Consider the following 9,394-nt stretch of genomic DNA (forward strand, 5'->3'; position numbering starts at 1 on the left):
TGGAACCGTTTGCGAGGAATGCTGTGGCGGCAGCGAGCGGCAAAGAATGCGGCAGGGAGAAAACGGAACACATGCACAATTCCGTTCAGAATAGATTTCTAGCAATCGTTTGCGGGGCACTGCTTCTCTTCGTCGCGCCTCTATTTGTTCTGTTTCTCTTTCTGTCCTCCGAACGCGCAGAGAAAGAGATCCGCGATCACATCTCCGTTCTTCTCGTTGCCAATGCTCAGGCACTGGCAAAGCCTCTCTGGGATCTCGATGAGGACAGCGTTGCGCAGATCAGCGCGACCGTCGTTTCGCAAGGCGCAATCGTCAAGGTCCAGGTCCGGGATCAGTCCGGCCAGCTCGACGTCACGCAATCGACCATACCGAAATCGTTCCGTGGCGAGCTGGTGCAGGTTTCGCGCGCCATCATCTACAACACGATCGACGGCCCGAAAAACCTCGGCAGCATCTCTGTTTTCTATCCCGCCCTCGGCCTCTTCTCAGGCCTGAAGAGTGAAGAGATCGTCTTCATGTCGATCTTCGTCTTCGCCGTTCTCACCGTTTTCAGTGCGGCACTCATCGGCAACCGCATTTTCATCATCAGGCCGCTGATGCGCCTGATCGCAGCCATCGAAGCGACGGGCCAACTGGGCTCGCGCCATCACGTCGACTGGCATTCCAACGACGAGATGGGCCGGCTCGCCAATAGCTTCAACGAAATGCAGTCCAAGCTGGAAAGCGAGGAGAGAGAACTGAAGCTCGCTCATCGCCGCGCAATCGATATCTACGGCCTCACCCCGGCCATGCTCTTCTCGCTGGATGAGGACGATCGCATCACCGCCGTGAGCGACTACTGGCTCGTTGCCACCGGCTACCAACGGTCGGACGTCATCGGCCGCAGGTTCATCGATCTGGTCACAGCCAGCACGCGTGAGAGCTTTCAAAATCGCAAGGATGAGATTGAAAACGCTGCGGCCTTCGACGTTACGGTCAAATTCCTCTGCGCCGACGGTCGTGTCATGGACGTGCTGATCCTGGAATCCAAGGCGGCCACGGGCGGTCACGACCTGCTGTCGCTTTCGGTGATGACCGACGTCACGGAACTCAAGGCATCCGAAGCAAGAAACCACAGTCAGGCCATCAGCGACCACCTGACCGGCCTCCTCAACCGGCAGGGCTTCGAGCATGCCCTCGATGGAAAGATCCGCGAAGCCGACACCGCCGGCCAGGAACTCGCCTGCCTCTTCGTCGACCTCGACCGGTTCAAGTGGATCAACGACAATCTCGGCCATGCCGAAGGCGACAAGGCACTGCGCGAATTCGTCGACCGGCTGAAAGCCCATCTCGCGCCGTCCGACGAGGCAGCTCGCCTGGGTGGCGACGAATTCGCCATCCTGCTGCCGGCAAAGGACGCCGCCCGGCGTGCAAATGCCATGGCCGAGCAGATCGCCTCGATATTCCGCGACCCCTTCGGCCCCGACCTGCACCTGAGCGCCAGCGTTGGTATCGCGATCTATCCGCGTCATGCCGCCAACGCCGCCGAACTGCTGCAGAAATCCGACATGGCCATGTATGCAAAGAAGCGTGATGGCAAGAATGGCGCGCAGCTGTTCGACAACAGCATGCTCGATCATGCCCGCGCTCGCGCGGAGATCGAAAACTGCATCGAGACCGGCCTAACTGAGGATTGGTTCGAGGCCTATCTGCAGCCGATCGTAAACCTCAACGGCCGTGGGATCGCAGGATTTGAAGCGCTGATGCGCCTCAACCATCCCCAGAAGGGACTGATGGCGCCGGCAGCGATCGTCAACGTCGCCGAGGAGACGTCGAAGATCGTCCGCGTCGGCAACGTCATCATGGAAAAGGCAATCGCCCACCTGGCCAGGATCTCGAAGCTGTCCGGCATGCAGGAGAGCTATCTCGCCATCAATTTCTCGCCACTGCAGTTTGAGCCCGCCCTGCCCGCGCGCCTCGCCTCCCTGCTGGGTCGCCATGGCATCCGCCCCGAGCGCATTGTCGTCGAAATCACGGAAGCCGTATTGATGCACAATAACCCGGCGATCCGCACGATCGTCGGCGAAATGCGCCGCTTCGGCTGCCGCATCGCGTTGGATGACTTCGGAACAGGCTATTCGTCGCTGAGCTATCTCAACCGCTTTCCAGTCGATATCATCAAGATCGACCAGTCGTTCACACGTTCGATCAACGATGCCAACGCGGAGGTGCGCCACAAGAGCCGCATGCTGGTGGAGAGCATCACAACCCTGTCCCACAAAATGGACTGCACGGTCATCGCCGAAGGCATCGAAAGCGAAGAGGAATGCCGGACGCTCTGCGAAATGGGCCTGGACTACGGCCAAGGGTATCTCTTCCACCGCCCTCAGAATGCCGAGCAGCTGATCGACCAGTTGACCGTCGTAAAACTTGCGGTCGCCCGCGCTTCGTAAACGCAACCAGGAAGGCAACATGATGAAACGCCTGCTGCTCCTTGCCCTTCTGTGCCTCCCTTCCTTTACCTCGGCCGGTGCTGCGACCGTCAGCCTGCTGACGGAAGAATACCCACCCTTCAGCTATCGCGACGGCAAGGCGATGAAGGGCGCATCGATCGACCAGATCGACACGATGATGGCCGCCGCCGGCATTGGTTACACGGTCGAGATGATGCCCTGGGCACGCGCCTACAGCCTCGCCCAGACCACGCCGATGACCTGCGTCTTCACCACAGCGCACAACGCCAAGCGCGATCCGATGTTCAAATGGGTCGAGCCGTTGCTGATCGACAACAACATCCTGATCACAAAGTCCGGCTCCGGCATATCCACCATGGATCTTGAGGAGGCCAAGAAATACACGATCGGAACCCAGCGTGAGGACTATACCGAGACGGTTCTGAAAGAGAAGGGCTTCGCCAAACTGGACGTCGCGACCGACTTCAACGCGACGCTTCGCAAGCTTCTCAACGGCCGTATCGACATGATGCCGATATCCGAGATCTATTTCGACAGGCTGAAGACGGAACAACCCCTGGAAAAGGTCGCGGTGCTGTCCTCCCAACTGATGGGAATTGCTTGCGAGAAGGGTTTTCCGGGCGATCTGCTTTCGAAGATGCAGGCGGCTCTCGACAAGCTGATTGCCGATGGCACCCAGAAGGCCATCTTCGCGAATTACGGTCTGCACCCTTCGGACTGATTTTCCTGCCGACCTGCCTGCTTCTTGTGCTTGACTTTGCCGTCGTTTCGCGGTGGTGAACGCCTAGAGCATTTTGCAAGGAACAAACGAGCCATGCTGATCATTGCGGGCCTCGGCAATCCCGGCGGAAAATACGCCGGCAACCGCCACAATATCGGCTTCATGGCCGTCGACGCCATCCATCGCCGGCACAGCTTTTCGCCGTGGTCGAAGAAGTTCAAGGCGGAAATCGCCGAGGGCGAGATCGCCGGGGAGAAAGTGCTTCTGATCAAGCCGCAGACCTACATGAACCTCTCGGGCGAATCCGTCGGCGAGGCTATGCGTTTCTACAAGCTGGAGGCCACCGATCTGGTCGCCGTCTACGACGAACTCGACCTGCTGCCGGGCAAGGCTCGCGTCAAGACCGGCGGCGGCCATGGCGGCCACAACGGCATCAAATCGCTCGACGCCCATTGCGGCAAGGAATACCGCCGCCTGCGGCTCGGCATCGGTCACCCCGGCGTCAAGGAAATGGTGCAGCATCACGTGCTTGGCGATTTCGCCAAGGGCGATCGGGAATGGCTCGAACCGCTCCTCGATGCCCTCGCAGACAATGCCGACATGCTGGTGCGAAAGGAAGATTCGCAGCTCATGAACAAGCTGGCGCTTGCAGTCGGCGGCAAGACCGAAGAAGAAAAGCCGAAGGCCGAGAAGAAGCCGGCCGGAAAGTCGCACATCCGCCAGGCGCGCAACAACGGCCAGCCGAAGCTGCCCGCGAGCGGCCCCATGGCCGACATGCTGAAGAGGATGTTCGGCAAGAAGGAAGAGTGACCGGTGGCCGAACCGACGTTTTCGATCCGCGCGGCCGTGGCGGATGACCTTAGAGACCTGCTCGAACTCTATCGGCATCTCAATCCCGACGATCCTGCGCTCGAACGCTCCAAGGCCAACGACCGCTTCGCCGCCATCCTGGCTCAGCCGGGCATGACCGTCTTCCTCGGCCATCTCGATGAGGCGCCGACAAGCACGGTGACGCTGATCGTCGTCCCGAACCTGACGCGAAACGGTGCGTCCTATGCCCTGATCGAAAACGTCGTCACGCATCGCGACCATCGAAAGCTCGGCCATGGTGGCGCGCTCATCCGGCACGCCGTCAATGCGGCCTGGGATGCCGGCTGTTACAAGGCCATGCTGCTGACGGGATCAGACGAGCCCGAAACGCTGCGCTTTTAGGAGAGTTGCGGCTTCGTCCAGGATAAGACTGGTTTCCAGATCCGCCGCTCCTGAGGAGCCTATTCCTCCGGCTCTGTGGTGAACATCAGCGGGAACCCGGCCTCCTTGCCGAAATCCACCGCCTCCTTCGCCTTGGTCTCGGCAATATCCCTGGCGCACACGACGACAACGGAGGTGCCCAGTTTGTGCGCCGTCAGCATCACCCGGTATCCCGTCTCCTCGCTCATGCGGAACACCACCTTCAGTACCGCGATGACGAATTCCCGCGGCGTAAAATCGTCATTGACGAGAATGACCTTGTAGAGCTTGGGGCGTTCCAGCTTCGGCTCGGCTTTGATTTTCGGCTTCAGGGCAACATCGTTGTCACTCATCGGAAGTCCACCCGTTGATGACATGGGAAAGGCGAGCGCACGCTCAGCCCGTCAACTATATTGTGCTGCAAGAGCAGCTTTCAAGCGAAACCCGCTTTGATCACGACAGATGTGCTCGAAAAGCTTGACCCGGAGGCGGCTTTTACCCCATACGCACGGCCAAGGAATTCAAGAACAGCAGGTTTCAGGCCATGGGCTTCAAATGCGGTATCGTCGGTCTGCCGAATGTCGGCAAGTCGACTCTCTTCAACGCGCTGACAAAGACAGCGCAGGCGCAGGCGGCGAATTATCCCTTCTGCACGATCGAACCGAACACGGGCGAAGTCGCCGTTCCCGATCCGCGAATGCAGAAGCTCGCCACCATCGCGGGCTCCAAGGAAATCATCCCGACCCGCATCTCCTTCGTCGACATCGCCGGTCTTGTGCGTGGTGCGTCGAAAGGTGAAGGCCTCGGCAATAAGTTTCTCGCCAACATCCGCGAAGTCGATGCGGTCGTACATGTGCTGCGCTGCTTCGAGGACGACGACATCACCCATGTCGAAGGCCGCATCAATCCGGTCGGCGATGCCGACACGATCGAGACGGAGCTGATGCTCGCCGACCTCGAGAGCCTCGAGCGCCGTGTCGAGCAGACCCGCAAGCGCGCTGCCAGCAAGGACAAGGAATCGCTGGCGCAGCTGCCGGTCATGGAAGCCGTCATCAAGCTGCTCAACGAGGGCAAGCCTGCACGCCTGCTCCTGAAGACGCTCGCACCCGAAGACATCGAGATCCTCAAGAGCCTCAACCTGCTGACCTCGCACCCGGTACTCTATGTCTGCAATGTCGCCGAAACCGATGCGTCCACGGGCAACGAGCACACCAAAGCCGTGGCCGTCATGGCCAAGGAACAGGGCGCTGAATGCGTGATCATCTCGGCCGCGATCGAATCCGAAGTGGCGCAGCTTCCCGAAGAGGAAGCAGTGGAGTTCCTGTCGGCCCTCGGCCTGGAAGAAGCCGGCCTAGACCGGTTGATCCGCGCCGGCTACCACCTCCTCGACTTGATCACCTATTTCACCGTCGGCCCCAAGGAAACACGCGCCTGGACGATCGTGCGTGGTACCAAGGCGCCGGCCGCCGCAGGCGTGATCCACACCGACTTCGAACGCGGCTTCATCCGCGCCTTCACCATCGCCTATGACGACTATATCAATTTCAAGGGTGAAGTCGGCGCCAAGGAAGCCGGCAAGGGTCGTGACGAAGGCAAGGAATACATTGTACAGGACGGCGACGTGATCCACTTCCGCTTTAACACCTGAAGCGGAAAAGAGGCGACTGCCGCCTGGAGCAAGCCCAACAAGAGACCGCGGTTTCGCGTCCCAGTTAGGCCGGCGGCAGTCTATCGCGTATCGCGGCCGGTAGCCGGCGCATGACAAAGCGCCGCAGCGGCATCCATCCGGTGCCGATGACGAGCACGATGACACCCACAGTCAGAAGCGTGACGAAGATATAGGTATCGACGCGCGCATTGCCCTGGCGGAAGATGCCGTAGAGCGCAAACCCGAGCGACACGAGCCCGGATGTCACGAAAGCGCGACGGTCGATGATCAGCCCCACGAGCATCAGTGCGGCCACGGTTGCAACCACCACCGGCGTGCGGGAGGACACCGTCTGCACCGTGTCAACCAGGCTGTCGTTCAGGCCCGTCAGCGAGACGATGCTGTAAAGCAAGGCCGGCGCCGCACCGAGATGCAGCCAGAAAGCAACGTCGGCGTTGACGGTAAGGCGAAGCGGATCGCGCAGGTCGAACCGCATGGCAAGCGAAAAAAGTCCGACTGCGCACACAACGGCTGTGATCGACAGCACGCCGGCATGATTGACGGCAAACAGCGGATCGCCGCTCAGCCAGCCGAGGGCACGCAAAACGAGCTGCAGCAAGACGACAACCACCCCCATGATCGACAGCGCGAGAGCAAGCGGAACCCGGTAAAGCAGATAGAAGAGGCCGAGGACAGCCGGGAATGTGAGCGTGAACGCCAGCGCCTCGTTGTCGCCTAACCCGACAATCGTAAGGGGGCCCTCCAGCCAGTTTGCCGACATCACGACGGTCCAGATTGCAAGCGCGATCGTCAGCGCAACGGCAGGCAAGGCCAGCCTCTGCCTGCGAACGAGAACCTCCGCCAACAAAATGATTGCCGGCAACACCGCGTAGACGGAAGCCAGGCCCCAAAGCCCCGAAAGCGCCACGACGATGCCGATGGTGATCAGTACATCGTGGAAGCCGCGCACGAAGCTCGGCGTCTCCGTGTCCGAAAACGCCGCGTCCTCTCCTGTAGTCACAACCGGCTCACCGTCAACCCGTACACCTCGCTCGAGCAGAAACGGCAAAAGCCGGTCGACGGTCTGCACGGGGATCAGCCCGTCCCGCTCGGCATCATCCAGGATCGACTTTAGTCCACTCATGCTTGAAATCTCGCCGGAATCATTGTGCCTCCCCGGAGGCTATTGTAATCCTTGTAAACTTCCTATGAAGCGGAGACGAATTTGTCCGATCAGAAGCTCACGTTCGAAGATTTCGAGCCGGGGCGCACATTCGCCCTCGGTCCGAAGACGGTTACTGCGGCCGAAATAATCGAATTTGCCCGTGAGTTCGATCCCCAGCCGATGCACCTGGACGAAGCCGCCGGGCGCGCCAGCATCCTCGGGGGATTGGCGGCTTCCGGCTGGCACACCTCGGCCATGTTCATGCGCATGATGACTGATAGCTTCATCCTCAATTCTCTGTCGCAGGGTGCGCCCGGCATCGATGTCATGGAATGGCGAAAGCCGGTGCTGGCTGGCGATACGCTGGCGGGCCATTCGACGGTCACGGAGGCGCGGGCCCTGAAATCGAGGCCAGGCGTCGGCATCGTCAAGTTCCGGCATGAACTTGCCAATCAGAGGGGCGACCTCGTCTGTGCGTCTGAGGGGTCTATCATGTTCGCGATGCGCAAGGTGCCGGAGGTCGGCACATGATCATGGCGGAACGCTATGTCTTCGGGGAGAAGACCGATATCGGGAGCTACGTCTTCACGGCGGAAAGAATCGTCGCCTTCGCCACGCGCTTCGACCCCCAGCCCTTCCATCTTGACAGCGATGCGGCGCGGGAGAGCCTGTTCGGCAGCCTCTGTGCCTCCGGCTGGCATACCTGCGCAGCCTGGATGCGGGTTTTCATGGCGTACTGGGAAGAAGAATGCACGCGGCTGATGCGCGAGGGATCGTCCCCGCCCAGGCTCGGGCCCTCCCCCGGCTTCCGCAACATGCAATGGCTGCGGCCGGTTTTCTCAGGCGAGGAGGTCCACTACTCCAACACATTGCTGAAGAGCCGCCCGCTGGCCTCGCGCCCCGGAATGCGGCTGAACACCATCCTTTCGCAGGGCGTCATCGCGGACGGGACGCCTGTCATCCGTTTCGAAGGCAGCGTCCTGGAATTCGAATGACCGGGCCTCAGTGGCCCGAGAATTCGACCAGCGTGCGAACCTCGACGCCAAGCGCCTCAAGCTTCGCGCGTCCGCCCAGATCGGGAAGATCGATGACGAAACACGCAGACACGACTTCCGCGCCGATCTGACGAAGAAGCTGCGTCGCACCGACCGCGGTACCGCCCGTGGCGATCAGATCGTCAACCAGGATCACCTTCTCTCCCGGCTGCACGGCATCGCGATGCATCTCCATTTCGTCGACGCCATATTCCAGGCTGTAGGCGATCCGCACGGTGTCATGCGGCAGCTTGCCCTTCTTGCGGATCGGCACAAAGCCGGCAGACAGCTGATGCGCAACCGCACCGCCGAGAATGAAGCCGCGCGCTTCCATGCCGGCTATCTTGTCGATCTTCAGGCCGGCATAAGGCTGAACGAGCTCATCGATCGCCCGCCGGAAAGCACGTGGATTGCCGAGAAGCGTCGTGATGTCGCGAAAGACGATGCCGGGCTTTGGATAGTCCGGAATGGAGCGGATGCTGGCAGCAAGCTCCGAAGTCGTATCGTTCATGGAAGTTCCATATCTGCAGAGGCTATGAGGTCGGCGCACCCTATCAATTGCGATCGAAGGAACCAACAAAAAAGGCGGCCCGAAGACCGCCTTTTCCTCACACGGGAGCAATGCTCTCAGTGTTCCTTGTTTGCATAAACCGACCGCTTCGTCAGGTAGATCAGGCCCGAAAAGATCAGCAGGAAGACCATGACCATGAAACCCGTATGCTTGCGCGCAACCAGATGCGGTTCGGCTGCCCACATGAGGAACGCGGAAACGTCCTTGGCATACTGAGCGACCGTCGCCGGCGAACCGTCGTCGTAGGTAACCTGACCGTCCGACAGCGGCTTCGGCATCGCCAGGACGGCAGCGGCATGGAAATACGGGTTGTAATGCCCGCCCTCGGGAACCTGGAAGCCAGCCGGAGGTTCTTCGTAGCCTGTCAGCAGCGAGTAGATGTAGTCCGGCCCGCCTTCCTGGTATTGCGTGAAGATATCGAAGACGAACTGCGGGAAACCACGCTCGACTTCGCGTGCCTTGGCGATCAGCGAAAAGTCGGGCGGAGCCGCGCCGTTGTTGGAAGCGGCGGCCGCTTCGGCGTTGGGGAACGGCGACGGGAAATAGTCGGATGGAACAGCCTTGCGGCTGTA

11 protein-coding genes are annotated in these 9,394 nt (G+C 60.4%); 7 read left to right on the forward strand and 4 right to left on the reverse strand.

The window, feature by feature from the left end; all coding sequences use genetic code 11:
* Positions 1-71 precede the first annotated feature (71 nt).
* The 4 genes from AC1DMK_RS05975 (at position 72) to AC1DMK_RS05990 (ending at position 4,386) form a co-directional block, all read left to right on the forward strand.
* On the forward strand, positions 72-2,432 hold the full coding sequence (locus tag AC1DMK_RS05975) for an EAL domain-containing protein (RefSeq protein WP_037058637.1): 2,361 nt from the start codon (positions 72-74) through the stop codon (positions 2,430-2,432).
* A gap of 22 nt (positions 2,433-2,454) precedes the next feature.
* The gene (locus AC1DMK_RS05980) at positions 2,455-3,174 is read left to right on the forward strand and encodes a substrate-binding periplasmic protein (RefSeq protein ID WP_477857716.1); all 720 of its coding nucleotides are present in this window, start codon (positions 2,455-2,457) and stop codon (positions 3,172-3,174) included.
* Between the two features lie 93 nt (positions 3,175-3,267).
* Positions 3,268-3,984, forward strand: coding sequence for an aminoacyl-tRNA hydrolase (gene pth, locus AC1DMK_RS05985; protein ID WP_477857685.1), 717 nt, complete (start codon positions 3,268-3,270; stop codon positions 3,982-3,984).
* A 3-nt stretch (positions 3,985-3,987) separates the two neighbouring features.
* Positions 3,988-4,386 carry a GNAT family N-acetyltransferase gene (locus AC1DMK_RS05990; RefSeq protein ID WP_477857687.1) on the forward strand — a complete coding sequence of 133 codons (399 nt, stop codon included), beginning with the start codon at positions 3,988-3,990 and terminating at the stop codon, positions 4,384-4,386.
* Between the two features lie 59 nt (positions 4,387-4,445).
* Here the strand turns inward: AC1DMK_RS05990 and clpS are convergent, their stop codons facing one another.
* Entirely contained in the window at positions 4,446-4,757 is a 312-nt protein-coding gene (clpS, locus tag AC1DMK_RS05995) for an ATP-dependent Clp protease adapter ClpS (protein ID WP_037058643.1), read from the reverse strand.
* Positions 4,758-4,948: 191 nt separating this feature from the next.
* Between clpS and ychF the strand changes: the two genes are divergently transcribed.
* Entirely contained in the window at positions 4,949-6,052 is a 1,104-nt protein-coding gene (gene ychF / locus AC1DMK_RS06000; protein WP_037058645.1) for a redox-regulated ATPase YchF, read from the forward strand.
* 64 nt (positions 6,053-6,116) lie between these two features.
* Here the strand turns inward: ychF and AC1DMK_RS06005 are convergent, their stop codons facing one another.
* Positions 6,117-7,196, reverse strand: a complete 1,080-nt coding sequence (locus AC1DMK_RS06005) for a hypothetical protein (protein WP_477857690.1) — start codon at positions 7,194-7,196, stop codon at positions 6,117-6,119.
* Between the two features lie 81 nt (positions 7,197-7,277).
* Between AC1DMK_RS06005 and AC1DMK_RS06010 the strand changes: the two genes are divergently transcribed.
* Both AC1DMK_RS06010 and AC1DMK_RS06015 read left to right on the forward strand, forming a co-directional pair.
* Entirely contained in the window at positions 7,278-7,748 is a 471-nt protein-coding gene (locus AC1DMK_RS06010; RefSeq protein WP_477857691.1) for a MaoC family dehydratase, read from the forward strand.
* The gene (locus AC1DMK_RS06015; protein ID WP_037058649.1) at positions 7,745-8,212 is read left to right on the forward strand and encodes a MaoC/PaaZ C-terminal domain-containing protein; all 468 of its coding nucleotides are present in this window, start codon (positions 7,745-7,747) and stop codon (positions 8,210-8,212) included. The genes AC1DMK_RS06010 and AC1DMK_RS06015 overlap by 4 nt, the downstream gene beginning before the upstream one ends.
* Before the next feature lie 7 nt (positions 8,213-8,219).
* On the opposite strand, the gene AC1DMK_RS06020 is transcribed toward AC1DMK_RS06015, so the two are convergent.
* Complete coding sequence (locus tag AC1DMK_RS06020; RefSeq protein ID WP_037058651.1) at positions 8,220-8,762, reverse strand: adenine phosphoribosyltransferase; 543 nt, start codon at positions 8,760-8,762, stop codon at positions 8,220-8,222.
* 116 nt (positions 8,763-8,878) lie between these two features.
* Positions 8,879-9,394 (reverse strand): cytochrome c1 (locus tag AC1DMK_RS06025; protein ID WP_477857694.1); only part of this gene is annotated, 516 nt, incomplete at its 5' end.

Source organism: Rhizobium sp. 05L419 (assembly GCF_056397845.1).